The organism is Streptomyces sp. NPDC038135, from assembly GCF_055601245.1.
The window spans coordinates 190,653-208,934 of record NZ_JBVJXS010000003.1; the positions used below are offsets into that span (position 1 = coordinate 190,653).

The following is an 18,282-nucleotide window of genomic DNA, read 5'->3' on the forward strand; positions in this document are numbered from 1 at the left end:
CAGCGCTCGCCGCTGCGGCCGGTTGCCTCCGCTGCTCGTCTCGTACGAGCAGCGCTGAGGGGAGCCGGATGTTCCGACTTCAACGGCAAGCGCCCCCGGAGCGGCTACTCCGGGGGCGCGGTTCGGGCCGTTCCTGTGTGAGAGGAACCAGACCCAATGAAGAACATCGTCACTGTTCAGGACGCTGTTACCGCGTTCGCCGACTGGCGCGAGCCGACGGCTGCGGAGCTGGATGCGATCGAGCAGGAGTTGCCGCTGATCCTGGCGGAAGTTGACCTGCTCGACGCGCAGATCGTCACCCTGGACCGCGCCCCGTCCGAGCTGGACGCCCGCCGTACCCGCCGGGCGCTGGCCCGGGTGCTGGCGGAACGGGCGGCGCTGGCGAACCACGCGGCCACGGTGAGCCTGCCGGGCGGCGCGGCATGAACCGCAAGGGACGCATCCTGCTGGTACTCGCGCTGGTCGCGGTGGTCGGTATGGCGTTCCGCGTCTCGTGGAACGCACTGCGGGACATCGCCGGCGCCGTCGGCGCGGACGAAACGGCGGCGACGCTGTACCCGTTCGTGGTCGACGGACTCATGGCGCTCGCCCTGGTCGCCACCCTCGTTCTGGCCGACCGTGACCGGTCGTTCGCGCTCAAGGTCCTGGGCACCTACACGGCCGCCTCACTGGTCCTGAACTATGTGCACGGCCTGGTGCCCGAGCTGCACGGCCGTGGCGTCGACTGGGGACGGCTCGCCGACTGGGACCCCGCGAACTGGGCGCTCGTCCTGCTCGCAACGTCGCTTCCGGTCGGGTCGATCTACTTCGGGTCCGACCTGGTCGCCAAGGTGCTGCACCACCGCCCGGCCCCGATCCCGATCCCGGATGCGAATGCGGAGGAATCCACCAAGACCGAGATGATTCGGTCTACGGCTGACCTGCCGGAATCGACCCCGGTCCCGGCCACCGTGTCGGTGGTGCGGGTGCCCGATCCGGTCCCGGTGGACCTGGGGAAGTCGGCTCTTCCGTTCAAGCCCGTGCCCGCCCTCGCCCCGGTCGAGTCGGCCCCGGCCCGGTCGACCGTGGGTCGGTCGGTGGCGGCTGAGTCGACCCGGCCGCCCCGGACGACGTACCGGGTCCCGGACGCCGCCAAGACGCCCCGGACCCGGCGCACCCCGGAACAGCTCATGGCCGAGGCCCGCACCCTGACGGCCGACTGGCCCGACGGAAAGGTGACCGCCGAAGGTATCCGCCGGGCCCTGCGCACTTCCCCGGTCAACGCCCGCAAGCTGCGTGACGCGGTGCTCGCCGAGCGAGCCGCGTGATGGGGGCGCTGCCGGTCTTCCGGTGGCGCCTCGCCCCGGACGGCTACGCCACCCGCCGACAGCTCCGCGCCCAGGGCTTGCGGCCGGGTGGTCAGGAAGTGGCGGCGCAACTCGAACGGCCGCGCCGCCGCCGGCCCCCGCTCATCGCCTACCTGTACCGGGTCGACCTGGCCAAGCCCGTTCGGCCCATGACGGACGCGAAACGGGCAGCGCTGGCCAAGGCCAACGCCGCCCGCCGTGTCTGCCCCGCCTGCCTGCGTGATGCGGGCTACGTCATCCCCGCCGCGCTGGGCATGTGCGTGCCCTGCGCCTTCCCTGAACGCGCCCAAGCCCTGAGGAGTGCCTGACATGGGCAAGCCCGACACCCGCCGCCTGGACAAGGCCATCCAGCAGACGAACCGCAAGCTCGAAGCCGTCCGCAACCGCGAGATGTGGCCGCTGGACGGCCGCGAGCGCCGCGCCGTATTGGGAGCGCTCGCGTCCGGCTCCTATCGGATCACCCGGGGCGACAGCACCGCCCGTGCTGAGCGGAAGCTGGACACCGCCTGGCAGTCGGCGGAGACCCGACTGGTCGCGGAGATCGCCGCGCTGCACACCGAGCGCCAGCGCGTGGTGAACGAGGCCGCCGCCGCCCGGGCCGCGAAGAAGTCCTCCGGCTGGTGGTGACCAGCCCGGCCGGGCCGCACTGGTCCGGCCCTCTCGCCGCACCTTCCCCTCTCGCTTCGCCCCGCGTCGGGGCAGTCAGGAGTCTGCCGTTATGATCGGCACCGTCGTCCACCTGCACAAGGAAGAGCCCGAGCCCCTCGCCAACGAGGCGGCCGTGACCACGCTGACCGTGGTCCCCGACCCGCCGGCACCCCGGCCGGTCCCGCTGTGGCTGCGTTCCGGACGCGCCGTGCGCACAGTGGTCACGCACGAGGCCACGAAGACGACCGCCCGCACGGTGGCCAGGCACGGCCTGTACGTCGTCGGCGGCGCGCGGATCGTGGGCCGCCGGGCGTGGGACGGCCGCACCGCCGCACGGTACGAACGGATGTTGCGCGCGGCGGAAGCCGCGGGGAACTACGAGGCTGCGGCTGAGTGGGAGGAGCGCGGGCAGCGCTTCCGCGACGCTCGCCACCGCCGCCGCATGGATCTCCTGCACTCGCCCCTGGACGTGGCCAAGGGCGCCGCCGTGAGTGCCGGTATGGGCATCGGCGGCTTGGTCCTGCTCGGTATCGCGATGGCTGTAGCCACGAAGGACGCCACGGATGTGGTCACGCCGCTGATGGCGGTCGTGAAGTTCATCAACCTGCTGATCACCATCGTGCAGGTGGTGTGGGGCCCGCTGCTCTCCATCGGCCCGTTCCTCACCCTGCTCGCCCTCTGGGCCGTCGGCAGCAAGCAGCAGGCCGCACCTCAGTGGGCCCTGCCGGCAGGCGCCCGCAGCAACGAGGGCGAGCCGATCACGCCGTCGATCGTGGTCAAGGCCCTGCGCGACCTCGGCGTCCCCGCCCTGCGTAAGGCGATTCAGGAGATGGGCGACGCCGGCGCGTCGATGCTGTCCCCGATCGTCATCGCCGGATGCGGCGTCGAAGTCGACGTCACCCTCCCCTCCGGAGTGTCCACGATCGAGGTGCAGAACCGACGCCGCAAGCTCGCCGAGAACCTCTCCCGGCACGAACACGAGGTGTTCATCACCATCCCGACCGCCGCCCGCACTGTCCGCCTGTGGGTGGCCGACTCCGGGGCCCTGGACGAGCCGATCGGCCCCTCGCCGCTGGCCACCGACGACACCATGACTGCCGACTACGCCAAGGGCCGCGCCCCGTGGGGTCAGGACCTGCGCGGCGATGCCGCCGCCCTGAGCCTGTATCAGCGGCACCTGCTCATCACCGGCCTGTCGAACCAGGGCAAGACCGTGGCCCTGCGGTCCCTGGCGCTGTGGCTGTCGCTGGACAAGTCGGTGCAGTTCCTCATGGGCGACCTCAAGGGCGTGGGCGACTGGGCCATGTTCGACGGCCTCGCCCTCACCCTCATCCAAGGACCCACCGATGAGCACGTGATCCAGGTGACCGAGATGGTGGAAGGTGCGGTGGAGGAGATGAACCGCCGTATCCAGGCCCCGCCCGGCACCGTGTTCCCGCCGCTGATCGTGCTGGTAGATGAGGCGCAGGTGGCGTTCATGTGCCCGGCCAAGGACGAGGACAAGCGCCCCTACGGCGGCGCGAAGGCCAACTCCCGGTACTTCATGGCCGTCCGCAAAATCCACAACCAGGGCCGCGCCGTCAACGTGCTGATGTGGCAGGGCACCCAGGACCCCACCAACGAGAACCTTCCCAAACTGGTCCGCGAGGGCGCCCACACCCGCGCCTCCCTCGCGCTAGGCACCGAGTCGCAGGCCCGCATGGCGCTGGGCGACAAGGCCGTCGACGGCGGGGCGGCTCCGAACCTGCTGCGGCCGGGGCTGGACCGGGGAACCCTGGTCGTCGCCTCCGACGGCATCACCATCCCGGCCGGACAGTCGTCCATCACCGTGCGCACGCACTACATCGACGACGCCACTGCCGAAGCCATCACCGACCGCGCCAAGGCCCTGCGCGACGGCGTCACCACCCTGCACGCCGTCGAACGGGGCGAGGAACGCGACCCGCTCGCCGACATCGCCGCCGCCATCGGCGACGCACCCCGCCTCCGCACCCAGGACGTCATCAAGCGACTGTCCGCGCTGAACCCGGACGCCTACGGCGACTGGTCGCCCGGCGACCTCACCCGGGTCCTGGACGGCACCGGCGCCGAGCCTTACAAGTCCGACGGCCGCATGGTCGTCTCCCGCGACCACATCGCCCGCGCCCTCGCCAACCGCGACACCGAGGATTCCGCTTCCGACTCGGAATGACAGGGAGCCGACCCCGCCCGGGTCAGGGAGGCAGGGAGAACTCCCTCACCCCCTCCCTGCCCCGCCTCCCTGGCCCTGACCAGCGGAGATGATCGCTCAGGGAGGCAGGGAGGCACCCCAGCTCAGAGGCCCGAAACCCCCTCCACACGGCATCCCGAAGGGGGTGCCTCTGCCTCCCTCACCGCACACCAGAAGGGATTCCGCATGTACCCCGAACCCACCCCGATCGCCCCCGCCGGCCGGACCGTCGACCTCCACCACCCGACTCCGCTCACCCCGGCCACCGTCATCCCGGCCCCGCTCGTACCGGTGCAGCCGGGTGCCGTTCCGACCGTGGCGAGCATCGTCCTTCCCGACGGCCGGGTCGTCACCGGCTACGCCATCCACCAAGCCCAGCCCGAACCCCTCGCGGCCAAGCCGCCCGTGTCCCGGGCGGCGGTGAACGTCGCCCTCGGAGGCGTCGGGTTCCTCGCGGTGTCCGGCGGTCTGCTGCTGCTGACCACGTTCATCACCGCGCTCACCGCGCTCATCGCCCAGCTCATCACCCTCGCCGCCGTCATCTTCGGCGGCTGGATCGCCGTCGAGGTCCTCAGTGCCAACCGCCACGGCACCGGGACCACGGTCAACATCCGCAAAGCCGTCTTCAAGCGCAACCACTTCCACGGCTGAACCGACCCGAAGGAGCCCCGTCCATGTTCGCGATCCGCATCGTCTGCGACCCCGCCGAGGCCGACAGCATCACCACCGCCCTGCGCCGCCTGTTCGTTACGGGCACCGCCCGGCAGTACCCGGCCCGAGACGGCAACAACGTCCGCCTGTACCTCACCGCCGAAGAGCGCGAGCTCGACACCACCGCCCCGGCCGCCGAGGCCGACGGCATGACGCAGTGGCCCTGGTACCTGCCCACCGACCGCTAGCTACGCCAAGGGCGGCCCCCACCGTCTCGCCAAAGCCGCGGGGCCGCCCTTGTCCCAGCACCGATTCCCAAGGAACTGGAGATATCCAGCATGACGCAACCGACCGACGTTCGGGGAGAGTACGTGCGTGCCGCTCTCTGCCTGGCAGCCTCCGGCATCCCGGTGCTGCCGTTACGGGCCGGGAAGGTGCCGTTCGGGAACTGCCGCCGCTGCGCGGACAACGCGTGCGGCGGCCGACCGAATATGAAGACCCCCGGCCCCTGTGCCTGCCCGCAGCCGTGCCACGGCTGGGCCGCCGCCACCACCGACACCCACACCATCGACTCGCCCACATGGGCGCGGGCGTGGCGTGAGGCGGCGGCGGTGGCCTACCACCCCGGCGGCGCAGGCCTCACCGTCGTGGACCTGGACAACGCGGCCGCCGTCGCCTGGGCCCATGAGACGCTGCCCGCCACCCGCACCGTGGCCAGCACGCGCGGAGAGCACTGGATCTACCGGGGTGCCGTGCGGTCGGTGAACGCGGTCCGGCCGGGCGTGGACATCAAGTCCACGATGGCTTACGCCCGGTGGCTCGGCCCTGGTACCGGCAGCATGGCCGAGCTGCCCGATGCCGTGCGCGCGCTGGCCGTCAAGGAGCCGACCACACCCCGGCCGATGCCGCAGGCCGTCCACGTGCCCGCACCGGCCGGGGCCGGGGAGTGCCCTCACCGGACGCCCGCCTATCTGCACCGGGGCATCGCGATGGCGGAGCAGCGCATCACCGAGGCCCGCAGCGCGGTCCACGCCACGGTCTACCGGACGTTCCTCGCGGTGCTGTCCACGCACGGCCGGTGCGGCTGCCTGACCGACACCCACATCGCCCGGCTGTTCACCGCCGCTCAGGCCAAGGGTGAATCGCCCCGGCACTGCACCGACGCGTGGACCAACGCCCGCACCAGGTTGGGACTGTGACCATGTCCGACGACGAGAAGAACCCGGCCCGCGAAGTCATCGCCGACTACGCGCAATCACACTTCCGGTACTTCCGCACCGCCGACGGAACCGTGTACGCGCAGAAGAACGGCCACCCCGTGGCCCGTCCGATGCGCTCCCAGGGCACGACGGGCAGTCACCGGCAGGAACTCATGGTCGGCCTGTTCAAAGACGGGCTCGGCGTGTTCAACGGGACCGCCCTCAAAGAGGCGCTGGATTTGATCGAAGCGCTCGCACTGTCTGAGGCGGTACAGCCCGTCCACATCCGCGTCGCCCCCGGCTTCGACGGCGCGACGTGGCTGGACCTGGGCCGCGATGACGGGCAGTCCATCCGGATCCACCCCACCGGCTGGGACATCGCGATTCCGGACCCACGCGAGGTGTGCTGGCGGCGCACCCAGCTCACCGGAGAACTGCCCCTGCCCGCCAAGGACACCGACGGCAAGGGCATCGACCTGCTGATGCGACTGTGCAACTTCGCCACCGCGGAAACCGAGTGCCTGGCCATCGCCTGGCTCATCGGCTGCCTCGGCCCCTCCGTGCCCGTCCCCGCCCCCTTCCTCACCGGCCCGCAGGGCGCGGGCAAGTCCACCGGCGGCCGGATGCTCGTGCGGATCATCGAAGGCATGACCGGCGACCTGCGCCGCGCCCCCAGGGACGAGGAGAACCTGATCGCGGCCGTGGCGGCCGGATGGGTCACCGCCCTGGACAACCTCTCCCACATGACCCCGGAACTGTCCGACGCGATGTGCTGCATCGTGACCGGAGCCGAGAACGTCAAGCGCGCCCTGTTCACCGACGGGGACGTGTTCCGCGTCGGCTACCGCCGGCCCCTGCTCCTGACCGGGATCGACGTGGGAGTTATCCGGCCCGACCTCGCCGAACGGCTCCTGCCGCTGCGCCTGGAGAGGCCGAAGGTGCGGCGCACCGAGGCGGAGCTGTGGGCGGAGTACGCGGAAGCGCTGCCCATCGTTCTCGGCTCCCTCCTGGACCTCACCGTCAAGGTCCGGGCGGTCGAGGCGGAGACCCCCACCGATCTGAGGATGGCGGACTTCGCCCACCTGTGCGCGCAGCTCGACGCCGCGACCGGCCTGGGAGCACTCACCGCCTACCGGGCCAGCCTGGACGACCTCAACGACGACGTCATCGAGGGCGACCTCCTGGCGCAGACCGTCCTCAGGCACGCCGCAGAACTCGAACCGGGCGCCGAGCAGCGGATGACCTCCACCGAGTGGCTGCACTGCCTCAGCCGCCTCTACAGCGGCGAGGACTTCCGCGCCCTGCCCAAAGGCTGGCCCACCACCGGCAAAGTCCTCTCAGACCGCCTCAAGCGCCTCCAGCCCACCCTCGCGGCCCGAGGCGTCATCATCGACTCAGGCCGCACCAAAGAGGGCCGCTACATCGAGATGACCCGCTCACCCGCCCCGCCCGCGCAGGAACAGCAGGCATTCTGACCGGCACCACGCCGACCGCAACAGCAAGAAGAGCACCCGGGCGGGGCGTGCTCCTCTTGCTGTTCGGCGGCAGCGCCGCCCAGTAGTCGCGCCGCGCAGCGGCTCCTTCTTCACGTCCTGAGCCGCACCGCACCACCACAGACACGGCCCCTTTTTTCCTAAGTAGGAAATCCTGCGTCACCTGCGTCACCCGGGCCTCGAAAACGGCCGGTGACCTGCGCAGACGAGGGTGACGCAGACGGCCTCTGTCTGCGTCACCCTGCGTCACCTGCGTCACCCGATGACGCGGGCCTGCGTCACCGGTGACGCAGGCCCAATGCCCTGCGTCACCCAAAACCCGCAGGCCAGAAGCCCGGATGACGCAGATGACGCGGGTGACGCAGAAATCCGCACCTCGGACACACACGGCCCCAGAACGACCTCACGAAGAAGGAGTCACCACCTTGGCCGGCACCAAGATGCTCAAGCTCCCCGAAGTCCTCGAAGAGATCGAGATGAGTCGCGCCGCCTTTTACCGCATGCGCGCTCGGGGCAAGGCGCCGAAGCTCATCAAGCTGCCCAACGGGCAGCTCCGTTGCCGCCGCAGCGACTTGGACGCGTGGTGGGCCAACTGCGAGATGAGCGCCTGAACGTGCCCGCCCAGAGGGACCCCGCCAACCGGCAGGGTCCCTCTCGTGTGAAGGAGAACAATGCACAGCTACGACGTGCGCCTTTGGAATGTCCGGAAGCGTCCGAGTAAGGCTGCACCGTTCCAACTGCGGTGGCAGGTGGACGGTAAGGAGCATCAGGAGAGGTTTGCTACCAAGACGCTCGCCGACGCGCGCCGCGCGGAGCTGCTGACTGCGACGCGCAAGGGCGAGCCGTTCGACACGGAGACCGGGCTTCCCGTCTCCGAGGTGCGCGAGCGGAACCGCACGAACTGGTACTCCCATGCGCGTGCGCACGCTGCCCGCAAGTGGCCGACGGCAGCAGCAAAGCACCGCGCGAGCATCGCGGAGAGCCTGACCATTGCCACGATGGCGCTCTGCCCCCCGGGGAAGGGTCGACCGGCGGACGATCTCTTGCGCCGTGCGCTCTACCAGTGGGGGTTCAACGCGGGACGCCACGACCAGCAACCGCCGGAAGCGGAGGCCAAGGCACTGGCGTGGGTGGAGCACAACGCGCCGGCGGTGGTCGACCTCGACAGCGCCCAGCGCGTGCGCACCGTGTTGGAGCACCTGGCCAAACGGCAGGACGGGAAGCCCGCCGCCGCCAATACGTTCAGGCGCCGTCGCGCGGTGCTGAGCAACTGCCTGCGCCTGGCCGTCGAGCATGAGTTGCTGCCCGGCAACCCGCTGCACCGCGTCCACTGGGAGACCCCCAAGGCCGTGGAAGAACTGGACGCGCGGAGCGTCGCCACACCGGCGCAGGCGCGTGCCCTACTGGACGCCGTCCGTGCGCAGGGTCCCCGCGGAGCCCACCTGGTCGCGTTCTTCGCCTGCATCTACTACGCGGCAATGCGGCCCGAGGAAGTGTCCATGCTCAGCGCCGATCAATGCGACCTCCCATCGGAAGGGTGGGGGCGTCTCATGCTCGCCGGCGCACGGCCACAGGTCGGGTCGGCATGGACGGACGACGGCAAGCCTTACGAGGAGCGGCAGTTGAAGCACCGGGCCCGTCGCGCAGTCCGCCCGGTGCCGATCCCGCCCGTGCTGGTCGGCATCCTGCGGGATCACCTCGAAGCGTCCGGCGCCACGGCCGACGGCCGGTTGTTCAGCGCCGTGCGCGGCGGTCCGGTCCGGTCACAGGAGTACGGAGCCGTGTGGAAGGAGGCCCGCCGGAAGGCGCTCACGCCCGCGCAGGTCGCCTCTCCGCTGGCCGCCATCCCGTACGACCTGCGACACGCGTGCGTGTCCTTCTGGCTCCGCTCCGGGGTGAGCCTGGCCGAGACCGCCCGCCGCGCGGGACAGAGCGTCGCGGTACTCCAGCGCTACTACGCCAAGGTGCTGGACGGCGAGGAGGAAAGGATGAACGCGCTCATCGAACAGGGTCTGGCGGAGCAGGAGAGCGGGGCCGAGGGGCTGTGATTTCTGGCCGCAGGTTGGCCGCACGCGCTGGTCAGAGGTGAGATACCGGCGGATCGGGGTGAGACAGGGTTCATGCAGAAGGGGTGCCCCGGACGATGGGGCACCCCTTCTGACCTGCACTGTCTATGACCTGTGCGGAGGCGGTGGGATTTGAACCCACGGTGACATCGCTGCCACGACGGTTTTCAAGACCGTTCCCTTAGGCCGCTCGGGCACGCCTCCCCGCGGCCGCCCGTGATCGGCGGCGCGCGTACAGATTACCGGGCCGCCGCCGGGGCGTGGGTACACCGGGGTGCCGCCGGTTTCCGAGCGGCACCCCGTGCGGAGGCGTCAGCTGTCGCCCGCCCGGGAGCCCAGGGTGAGGTCCACCGTGTGCTCCTGGCCGCCGCGCTTGTAGGTGATCGTGACCTTGTCGCCGGGCTTGTGGGTCCAGATCTCGCCGATCAGGGTGGGGCCGCTGTCGATCACGTGGTCGTCCAGCTTGGTGATCACGTCGCCGGGCTTCAGGCCGGCCTTGTCGGCCGGGCCACCGGACTCGACCGCGGCGGAGCCGGACGCGCCCTGGTCGGTGATCTTGGCGCCGGCCGTGGAGTCCTCCAGCGACACCGAGGCGCCGATCTTGGCGTACACCGGCTTGCCGGACTTGATGAGCTGCTGGGCGACGTACTTGGCCTGGTTGATCGGGATCGCGAAGCCGAGGCCGATCGAACCGGACTGCCCGGAGCCGAAGCCGCCGCTGCTGCTGGACTGAATCGCCGAGTTGATGCCGATCACCGCGCCCGAGGCGTTCAGCAGCGGGCCGCCCGAGTTGCCGGGGTTGATCGACGCGTCGGTCTGCAGGGCGCTCATGTAGGACGCCTTGCTGGAGGAGCTGCCGTCACTGGAGGCCACCGGACGGTTCTTCGCGCTGATGATGCCCGTGGTGACGGTGTTGGACAGCCCGAAGGGGGCGCCGATGGCGATGGTCTCGTCGCCGACGGCCACCTTCTCCGAGTTGCCGAGCGCGAGCGGCTTGAGGTCGGAGGGGGCGTTCTTCAGCTTGATGACGGCGACGTCGTACCCCTGGGCGTGCCCGACGACCTCGGCGTCGTACTTCCTGCCGTTCGGGAAGGTGGCGGAGAGCTTGCCGCCGTCCACCGCGTCGGCCACCACGTGGTTGTTGGTGACGATGTGGCCCTGGGTGTCGAAGACGAACCCGGTGCCCGTGCCGCCCTCGCCGCTGGTGCTCTCCGCCTCGATGGTGACGGTGCTGGGCAGCGCCCGGGAGGCCACGTTGGCGATGGTGCCGGGGGCGCGCTTGACCTGGGAGGCGCCGTCGGAGGCGGAGACGGTGGTGGAGCCGGAGCTGTCGCTGTCCTTGGCCAGGGTGTAGCCGATCCCGCCGCCCAGGCCGCCCGCGACCAGCGCGGCCACCAGGACCGCCGCGACCAGCCCGCCGCGCCCGTTGCCGGGCTTGGGGGCGGGCTGCTGGTACGACGAGCCCCAGCCCGCGCCCGCCGCGCCGGAGCCGCCGTCGCCGTAGGAGGGCGCGGCGGTGGGCGGCGGCCAGGAGCCGTCGGGGGCGGGGGCGCCGGGGGCGCCGTAGGGCTGGTGGGCGTCGGAGGCAGGGCCGGGGGTCCCGTGCGGCGGGCCCGCGGGGGCCTGCGCCGCGGGGGCCGGGTACTGCGCCGGGGTTCCCTGGGGTACCGGCGGCAGCGGGGTCGTCGGCGCGCCCCCGTCGGGCGCGGAGCCCTGCGGGGAAGCAGCGGGAGATGCCACCGGCACGGGAGGTGCGGACGGGGCCGGGGGTACCGCGTTGCCCTCGTTCTCGGTGCTCACAGCTCTTCTCCTCGATCCACGGCTGTTGTTCCAGGTCGCACTCGGACACACTCGCTCAGGCACGCTCGTCGGGGCGTGCACGCCGGTCGCCCGTGCGACAGGGGCCCGGTGCGACAGCTGCGCATGTTTCGGTGTTCCGCTTGTATGCAGTCAGCTTTTCCCATGGGCCGTCAGAGCACCATAAGCGGTGGCTGTGGGTCCAGGGCCACTCTTTATATGGGATATTTCTCGCAAAAGTCTGACCGAGGTGCAGAACGGATGCCACTGCTCGCCGCACGCCCCGTCGGCGCCGCCCCCGTGTACCCCCCGTCGGTGGCACCATGACGCGGTGACCCACGCACCACACCACACCATCCAGGTCGTCGCCCACCGGGGGGCCTCCGAGGACGCGCCGGAGCACACCCTGGCCGCGTACAAGAAGGCGATCGAGGACGGGGCGGACGCCCTCGAGTGCGACGTACGGCTCACCGCCGACGGCCATCTGGTCTGCGTCCACGACCGCCGCGTGAACCGGACCTCCAACGGCCGCGGGGCCGTGTCCGCGCTGGAGCTGGCCGATCTCGCCGCCCTGGACTTCGGCTCCTGGAAGACCCGCGAGGCCTGGCGCGGACGGGACGAGGAGCCCGACTGGGAGCACCGGCCGGAGGACCCGGCGGACACCTCGGTGCTCACGCTGGAGCGGCTGCTCAAGCTGGTCGCGGACTCCGGGCGCCGGGTGGAACTGGCCATCGAGACGAAGCACCCCACGCGCTGGGCGGGCCAGGTCGAGGACCGGCTGCTGCAGCTGCTGAAACGGTTCGGGCTGGACGCTCCGGCCTCGGCGGCCGAGTCGCCGGTACGGATCATGAGCTTCTCGGCCCGCTCGCTGCACCGGGTGCACGCCGCCGCCCCGACGCTGCCCGCGGTCTACCTGATGCAGTTCGTCTCCCCCCGGCTGCGCGACGGCCGGCTCCCCGCGGGCGTGCGCATCGCGGGCCCCTCGATCCGCATCCTGCGCAGCCACCCGGCGTATGTGGAACGGCTGAAACGAGCCGGCCACCAGGTCCACGTCTGGACCGTGAACGAGCCCGCGGACGTCGACCTGTGCGTCGGCCTGGGCGTCGACGCCATCATCACCAACCGCCCGCGCGCGGTGCTCTCCCGGCTGGGCCGCTGACCGGAAGGGCACACCGGCCGCGCGGGGCCGTCCCGCGCGGCCGGACACAAGAACCGGGTGAGGACCGGTGCACGCCCCTTGACCCCGGCCGGAGGGCTGCAGCATCCTCCGTTCTCGGCCACACCCACGAAATCCAGCCACAAAGTGACCAGACCGTCACAGGGAGTGCTCCGGCGTATTCGCCATGTGTGCAGACGTTGCGAATGCGTCAGCGGAAGAGGACTGGCCGGTTTCCGGTACAGGCCATTGGGGCATCCACACCGTGGCGTGGGGCGAAGGAGGTCTCGGGGGTGGCGTTGGTGGTGGCACAGGAGGTGCCCACGTCGTCGAGCATGGCCGTTCCCCATGGCCCTGCGGGCGTGGGGAAGGCGAGACACCGGATGCGGGCGCAACTGCGCAGCGGCGGGGTGTCGGAGTCGGTGGTCGACGACGCCGTACTGATCCTTTCCGAACTCTTGAGCAACGCCTGCAAACACGGGCGGCCGCTCGGGGACGCCCCGGCCGGGGACGGCGCGGTACGCGCCGCGTGGAAGGTGGACGCGCGCGGACGGCTCATCGTCGAGGTGACCGACGGCGGCGGCCCGACCCGCCCCGCCCCGGCGACCCCGTCGGTCACCGCGCACGGCGGCCGCGGGCTGAACATCATCACGGCGCTCGCCGACGACTGGGGCGTGCGCGACGACACCCAGGGCGAGGTGACGGTCTGGGTCGTGGTCCACGAGGACGTGCACGATCCGGACGCCGGGTGCCGGCGCGGTGGTTTCGCTACGCGCGTCACCGCGGCCCCGGTTGCGGCCATGGCCGAACTGGACTTCGCGGACGCGTTCGACGATCTGGGCTGAGCCCGCGCCCTCGTCGGCGGAGCGCGGGCGTACGCCGCCGGCATCGCCCGCGTGTCCGTTGTCCACAGGTTCCCGTGGGTCAGGGCGTGAACGGCTAGGCTCCCGCCCGTACCAGAACGAGCCGTAACCGGGAGACCCCACGATGGCCAAGAAGCGACCCCAGACGAAGGCCAAGCGCCCGCAGCAGGCAGACGGGGACATCCCGGTGGTCGGCGCCCGCGAGCCCTGCCCCTGCGGCAGCGGCCGGCGCTACAAGGCGTGCCACGGCCGGGCCGCCGCGCACGCCGTGACCGAGCTGGTGCGCCGCCCGTTCGAGGGGCTGCCGGGCGAGTGCGACTGGGTGGCGCTGCGCGAGCTGGTGCCGGCCGCCACGGTCGAACTGACCCTCGCCGGCGGTCTGCCCGAGGGCGTCCCCTCGGTCACGCTGGCCACGGTGCTGCCGATGGCCTGGCCCGCGCTGCGCCGCGACGACGGCTCGGTCATGCTCGGCCTGCAGAACGACACGCCCTCCGGGGACATCAGCCGCGACCTCGCCGACACCCTGCGGCGCGCGCTCGAGGCGACGCCGGGCTCCCCGGTGGAGGGCCGCCGCGCGCCCGCCGAGGGCCCCAGGCTGCAGGAGCTGCTGGACCCGGAAGGCCCGTTCGAGCCGGTCGTGCACAGCGGGTTCGAGTTCTGGGTGCCGGACGCGGAGAACGCGACGCCCGAGGTGACCGCCTCTCTCGAGCGGGCCAACGCCGCCGCGATCCCGACCGCGAAGCTGTCCGGGGTGGACGCCGCGTACTGGTGCGAGACCCCGGAGAAGAACCACCTGCGCTGGGTCATGCCGCATCCGGAGGAGCAGCTTCTGGACGCTCTCGCCCGGTTGCACGCGGCGGGCCGGTCCAGCCTCGGCGAGGGCACCCGGCTGGTGGGCTCCTTCCGTGCTCACGGGCTCACGGTGCCGGTCTGGGACCTGCCGAGCGGGGTCACGGCCGAGGACGTGGAGAAGCCGGCCGCCGAGTTCGCCGAGCGGCTCGCCGTCGCCCTCGCGTCGGGGGAGCCGCTCACCCCCGAGGAGCGCCGGGCCCGCGGTGGACTGACCAACCGGCAGGTCACGCTCAGCTGACGTGCCGCGACGCCCGCCTCACGGCTGACCGACCGGTCAGCCGTGGGGACGGAACGGGAATCAGGTGACTCCTGTCACAACTGCCCGGACCGGCCTCGGAATCGGTGTCCGAATAGCCGAGATCGAATTTGCTAACCGCCGATCTCTTGTTACCGTTCCAGTAGCCCGGTTGCTGGTGCATCCCCCGTCGCCAGCAACCGGGCCTTTCCATGTCCGCACCCGGTCGACAGACCACCGCGACGCGTCAACTGCCTTGCGTCAGTTCGGAGTTGCTGCCCGAGCGCAGCAGCAGCGGCTCGTCGGCCCCGCGTACGGCGAACTCGGTGACGGCCGTGTAGGCGTCCGGCGCGCCCCGGGTGTGCTCGCGAGGCGTCTCGCAGGTGGCGGGTTCGTCGTCGGAGCCGGCGGCGCAGTGGATCTGCACGGTCCGGCCGCCGGGTCCCATCATGCTCAGCACGGGTTCCATGGCCTCGCCGGTGGCGTTGCGGAAGTAGGTGCGCGCCCAGGTGTCCTCGCCCTGGGTCAGCACACAGGTCTGCGCCTCGACGCCGTCCGACGACGAGAGTTCCGGCCCGCAGCGGGCCGCGGTGGCCAGACCCAGGCCGAGCACCCGGGGCGAGCGCGAGGGGCCCGCGGAGGGCATCTTCGCGTCGCCGCCCGCGGCCGGTCCGGCGGCGTCACGGCCGCCCGCCCGCCGGGGCGCCGCGGCGTCGCCCACCTGTCCCGTGGACGCCACGGCCAGCGGCAGGGCGACCACGGCCACCACGATGCCCGCGAGGGCGAGCAGACGGAGCCTTCGGGAGTCCGGCCCGCCGCGGTGCGGCGACCGCGTGCGGCCACCCCCAGAAATGCGCAGCATGTAGCGGAAGATAACGATCGCGGACGGGCGGAGGCCGTGTCCGCGCCGGACACTCCTACAACTCGGGCGCGCTCACACCCGTACGAGTGAGGGCGTCGACCACGGCGTCCACCACCGCCTCCACGTCGGGCACCCACGGCGAGGCCGAACCGGGCAGCGGGGCGCGCTCCCAGCGGACGGCGCCCTCACCGGTCTCGGACGGCGGCAGGGCGATGTAGCCGCCCTCTCCGTGGAAACGCAGGGAGCCGGGCACGAAGTCCTTGGCGTAGAGCAGTTCGCCGAGCTGCTCCATGGAGTACGGCTTGACGAGCACCGCCCAGCGGGTGGGCGCGGCGACCACCGGGCCGAGGCGCATGCCCCGCCGGTCGAGCAGGTCGAGGGCGCGGGCCGCCGCGGGCGCCGGCAGGCTGACCGCGCAGGGCGCCGTGCCGCCGGTGGCGAGGACGATCGGCGCGGCCGGCCGGTTGGTCCACCACCAGCGCACCATGCGCGCGTCGGTGGTGGCCGCGAGCAGGCCGGGGTCGAAGGGGTGGGCGCCGGGCACCGTGCACTCCGGGTCCGGGCAGGCGCATCGGGCCCGGCCCTGCGGGTCGGGCGCCACACCCGGGAGTACCGGCCACTGCCATTCCGTCGCGAAGGTCAGGGCCGCGCTGATCGGCTCAGGCCTCCCGTCGTTCCGCCTGGACAGGAGCCTGCGTCGCCTTCCGAGGATCTCGCGCATGAGCGCTCGTTCCTTTCCGTTGCACCGCTGGCAACACCGTGGACCACATCACACCATGTGTCGATCACTGCACTGTGCGTACCTGTTGGCGCATCACACCCCCGCGCACGGCGGGGGGACCCCGGGGGTCGGTCGTCGGCCGCGTCCTCAGTGCGTCCATCGGAGCACGGGTGCGGCGCGGGGGTGGCGAAGTATGGCGTTTTGCCGTCGCGCGTGTTTCTCTCCGCCTCCGCCACGGGAGGATGGGGCTCGGCCGTCGATGGTTATGACGTCCGGGTCCGGCGCCAGGTTCCGGGTGGCCCCCAACCACCCCTGGCCTTCATCGAGTACGTACCCAGCACGACCGTTGTGACGCTCCGTGGAACGACGCCAGTCGACCGCAGAGAGCCGTCACCCGAGGCAGTTTTAGGCCAACTTGGCAGTAAGGCAAGGGTTTCGAGAGAAAGCCACTTCAAACCCATGGACACCAGGAATCCCCGCAGGACAATGCTGGACATCCCCTCACGAGTGCGTGTACATGTGGAGACACTGCAGGCGGCGCAGAATGACATGGGGGTTTGCGATGCTTCTGAGCAATACGCACCGGTCTGAAGGCCGGACGCCATGAACGCCCCCCACCCCCCGAAAGTGGCCGGAATCGATCCAACGGTTCCCACTCCCGCACACACTGTCGCGCCCGCACCCCCCGCACCGGACGCCGCCCAGGCACCCGACGCCGCGCTCGCGTCCAGGAGCACCCCCGCTCCCGCCGGCCCCGCCCCCGGGACGCTGCTCCAGGACCGGCTGGCCGGCTGGGTCTCGGATCTCACGACCCTGCACGAACTCACCGAGCGCCTCTCCGCGACCGACGCGCTCGAGCCCGCCCTCCAGGAACTGCTGCACGCCGGTTCCGCCCTGGTCGGCGCGCGCCGCGGCCTGATCGCCCTGGAACCCGGCGACGGACTCGGCCCGCGCACCACCGCCGGTCTCGGACTCGGCCGCGCCGATCTCGGCCACCTCGAGACCGTGCCGCGGGACGCCCTGCCCCACGGCGCCCTCCTGGACGCCGGCCGGGGCGCCGGCGCGCACGACGGGATCGCCCACCCCGACCTCTTCGCCGAGGACGGTCTCGACCCGCGCCACCGCGAGGTGGCCGCCCGCCTCGGCTACGCCGCCAGCTACGCCCTGCCCCTGTCCACCGGTTCCGCCGGTCACCTCGGCGCCGCCGTGTGGCTCTACGACGAGCCCGCCGAACCGGACGAGCGCCGCCGCCATTTGGCCGGCCTCTACGTCCGGCACGCCTCCGAGCACCTGGCCCGGCTGCTCGAAGTGGAGCGCACGCGCGCGTGCATGGCCACCATCACCGAGGAACTGCTCCCGTCCCGGCTGCCCCGGGTGGCCGGCGTCCAGCTCGCCGCCCGGCACCGCACCTCCCCGCGCGGCGGCGGCGACTGGTACGACGCGCTGCCGCTGCCCGACGCGGCCCTCGGCCTCTCCGTCGGCTCGGTCACCGGCTCCGGGCCCAGCGCGGTCGCCGCCATGGGCCGGCTGCGCGCCTCCCTGCGGGCCTACGCCGTGATGGAGGGCGAGGATCCGGTCGCCGTGCTGTCCGACCTGGAGCTGCTGCTACGGCTGACCGAGCCCGCGCGTTCGGCCACCGCGCTGTTCGCCTACTGCGAACCGGCGCTGCGCCGGGTCACCCTGGCCGGCGCCGGGCACAGCCCGCCGCTGCTGATCGGCGAGCGGCGCACCGAGTTCGCCGAGACCTCCGTCTCCGCGCCGCTCGGCATGCTCGCCTGCTGGGAGGCGCCCAGCGTGGAGGTGCAGGCCGAGGCCGGGGACACCGTCCTGCTCTACACCGACGGGCTGCTGCACCGTACCGGCGACCCGATGGACCGGGCGTTCGCCCGGCTGCACGCGGCGGCCGCGGGCATCCCGCGCGCGCTGCGCCACGACCCCGAGGCGGTCACCGACCACGTGCTGCGCACGGTGCTGCCGGACGGCCGGGACACGGCGGACAGCCCGGAGGACGTGGTCCTGCTCGCCGCCCGCTTCGACTGAGATCCGCCCGCCGCCGAGGCCCGGGCGGCCCCGGGCCGGCCGGTATGACCGGCCATAACAGCCGTCGCGGCCCCGGGCCGCCTCCGGTGCGACCGTACGATGATGGAGGTCCCCGCTCGGCCACAAGCAGGAGCGTCGCGGGCC

At 71.9% G+C, this 18,282-nt stretch carries 18 protein-coding genes and 1 tRNA gene; 15 read left to right on the forward strand and 4 right to left on the reverse strand.

All coding sequences use genetic code 11. From position 1 onward, the window contains the following. Positions 1-156: 156 nt before the first annotated feature. The 11 genes from ACZ7JA_RS09305 (at position 157) to ACZ7JA_RS09355 (ending at position 9,594) form a co-directional block, all read left to right on the forward strand. Positions 157-426: a DUF6284 family protein gene (locus tag ACZ7JA_RS09305; RefSeq protein ID WP_470807809.1), complete on the forward strand. Its 270-nt coding sequence runs from the start codon at positions 157-159 to the stop codon at positions 424-426. Further along, positions 423-1,307 (forward strand): DUF2637 domain-containing protein, encoded by an 885-nt coding sequence (locus tag ACZ7JA_RS09310; RefSeq protein ID WP_470807810.1) that lies wholly within the window; start codon positions 423-425, stop codon positions 1,305-1,307. The genes ACZ7JA_RS09305 and ACZ7JA_RS09310 overlap by 4 nt, the downstream gene beginning before the upstream one ends. Further along, positions 1,307-1,654 (forward strand): RRQRL motif-containing zinc-binding protein, encoded by a 348-nt coding sequence (locus tag ACZ7JA_RS09315; protein WP_470807811.1) that lies wholly within the window; start codon positions 1,307-1,309, stop codon positions 1,652-1,654. The genes ACZ7JA_RS09310 and ACZ7JA_RS09315 overlap by 1 nt, the downstream gene beginning before the upstream one ends. 1 nt (position 1,655) lies before the next feature. Next, positions 1,656-1,973 (forward strand): hypothetical protein, encoded by a 318-nt coding sequence (locus tag ACZ7JA_RS09320; RefSeq protein WP_470807812.1) that lies wholly within the window; start codon positions 1,656-1,658, stop codon positions 1,971-1,973. Positions 1,974-2,064: 91 nt separating this feature from the next. Continuing rightward, entirely contained in the window at positions 2,065-4,185 is a 2,121-nt protein-coding gene (locus ACZ7JA_RS09325; RefSeq protein ID WP_470807813.1) for a P-loop NTPase family protein, read from the forward strand. A gap of 204 nt (positions 4,186-4,389) precedes the next feature. Continuing rightward, the gene (locus tag ACZ7JA_RS09330; RefSeq protein WP_470807814.1) at positions 4,390-4,854 is read left to right on the forward strand and encodes a hypothetical protein; all 465 of its coding nucleotides are present in this window, start codon (positions 4,390-4,392) and stop codon (positions 4,852-4,854) included. Between the two features lie 23 nt (positions 4,855-4,877). Continuing rightward, positions 4,878-5,102: a hypothetical protein gene (locus ACZ7JA_RS09335; RefSeq protein ID WP_470807815.1), complete on the forward strand. Its 225-nt coding sequence runs from the start codon at positions 4,878-4,880 to the stop codon at positions 5,100-5,102. 90 nt (positions 5,103-5,192) lie between these two features. Continuing rightward, positions 5,193-6,053 (forward strand): bifunctional DNA primase/polymerase, encoded by an 861-nt coding sequence (locus ACZ7JA_RS09340; RefSeq protein ID WP_470807816.1) that lies wholly within the window; start codon positions 5,193-5,195, stop codon positions 6,051-6,053. Between the two features lie 2 nt (positions 6,054-6,055). Continuing rightward, a complete protein-coding gene (locus tag ACZ7JA_RS09345; RefSeq protein WP_470807817.1) occupies positions 6,056-7,528 on the forward strand; it encodes an ATP-binding protein in 1,473 nt (490 codons plus the stop codon). 443 nt (positions 7,529-7,971) lie between these two features. Then, positions 7,972-8,157, forward strand: coding sequence for a helix-turn-helix transcriptional regulator (locus tag ACZ7JA_RS09350; protein ID WP_470807818.1), 186 nt, complete (start codon positions 7,972-7,974; stop codon positions 8,155-8,157). Between the two features lie 60 nt (positions 8,158-8,217). Then, the gene (locus ACZ7JA_RS09355; protein WP_470807819.1) at positions 8,218-9,594 is read left to right on the forward strand and encodes a tyrosine-type recombinase/integrase; all 1,377 of its coding nucleotides are present in this window, start codon (positions 8,218-8,220) and stop codon (positions 9,592-9,594) included. A 135-nt stretch (positions 9,595-9,729) separates the two neighbouring features. Here the strand turns inward: ACZ7JA_RS09355 and ACZ7JA_RS09360 are convergent. Both ACZ7JA_RS09360 and ACZ7JA_RS09365 read right to left on the reverse strand, forming a co-directional pair. Beyond that, positions 9,730-9,816, reverse strand: a tRNA-Ser gene (locus ACZ7JA_RS09360). Positions 9,817-9,924: 108 nt separating this feature from the next. After that, a complete protein-coding gene (locus tag ACZ7JA_RS09365; RefSeq protein ID WP_470807820.1) occupies positions 9,925-11,412 on the reverse strand; it encodes a S1C family serine protease in 1,488 nt (495 codons plus the stop codon). Between the two features lie 328 nt (positions 11,413-11,740). Between ACZ7JA_RS09365 and ACZ7JA_RS09370 the strand changes: the two genes are divergently transcribed. The 3 genes from ACZ7JA_RS09370 to ACZ7JA_RS09380 all read left to right on the forward strand — a co-directional run bounded on the left by ACZ7JA_RS09370 (position 11,741) and on the right by ACZ7JA_RS09380 (position 14,518). Then, positions 11,741-12,568, forward strand: a complete 828-nt coding sequence (locus ACZ7JA_RS09370; protein WP_470807821.1) for a glycerophosphodiester phosphodiesterase — start codon at positions 11,741-11,743, stop codon at positions 12,566-12,568. A gap of 203 nt (positions 12,569-12,771) precedes the next feature. After that, positions 12,772-13,410, forward strand: coding sequence for an ATP-binding protein (locus ACZ7JA_RS09375; RefSeq protein ID WP_351661563.1), 639 nt, complete (start codon positions 12,772-12,774; stop codon positions 13,408-13,410). 142 nt (positions 13,411-13,552) lie between these two features. Beyond that, positions 13,553-14,518, forward strand: a complete 966-nt coding sequence (locus ACZ7JA_RS09380; protein WP_351661566.1) for a DUF5926 family protein — start codon at positions 13,553-13,555, stop codon at positions 14,516-14,518. A gap of 244 nt (positions 14,519-14,762) precedes the next feature. Here the strand turns inward: ACZ7JA_RS09380 and ACZ7JA_RS09385 are convergent, their stop codons facing one another. Then, on the reverse strand, positions 14,763-15,377 hold the full coding sequence (locus ACZ7JA_RS09385) for a hypothetical protein (RefSeq protein ID WP_470807822.1): 615 nt from the start codon (positions 15,375-15,377) through the stop codon (positions 14,763-14,765). Between the two features lie 55 nt (positions 15,378-15,432). After that, positions 15,433-16,098: a bifunctional DNA primase/polymerase gene (locus tag ACZ7JA_RS09390; protein WP_351661571.1), complete on the reverse strand. Its 666-nt coding sequence runs from the start codon at positions 16,096-16,098 to the stop codon at positions 15,433-15,435. 603 nt (positions 16,099-16,701) lie between these two features. On the opposite strand from ACZ7JA_RS09390, the gene ACZ7JA_RS09395 reads away from it, so the two are divergent. Then, complete coding sequence (locus tag ACZ7JA_RS09395; protein ID WP_450748520.1) at positions 16,702-18,138, forward strand: PP2C family protein-serine/threonine phosphatase; 1,437 nt, start codon at positions 16,702-16,704, stop codon at positions 18,136-18,138. The last annotated feature ends 144 nt before the right edge of the window (positions 18,139-18,282 follow it).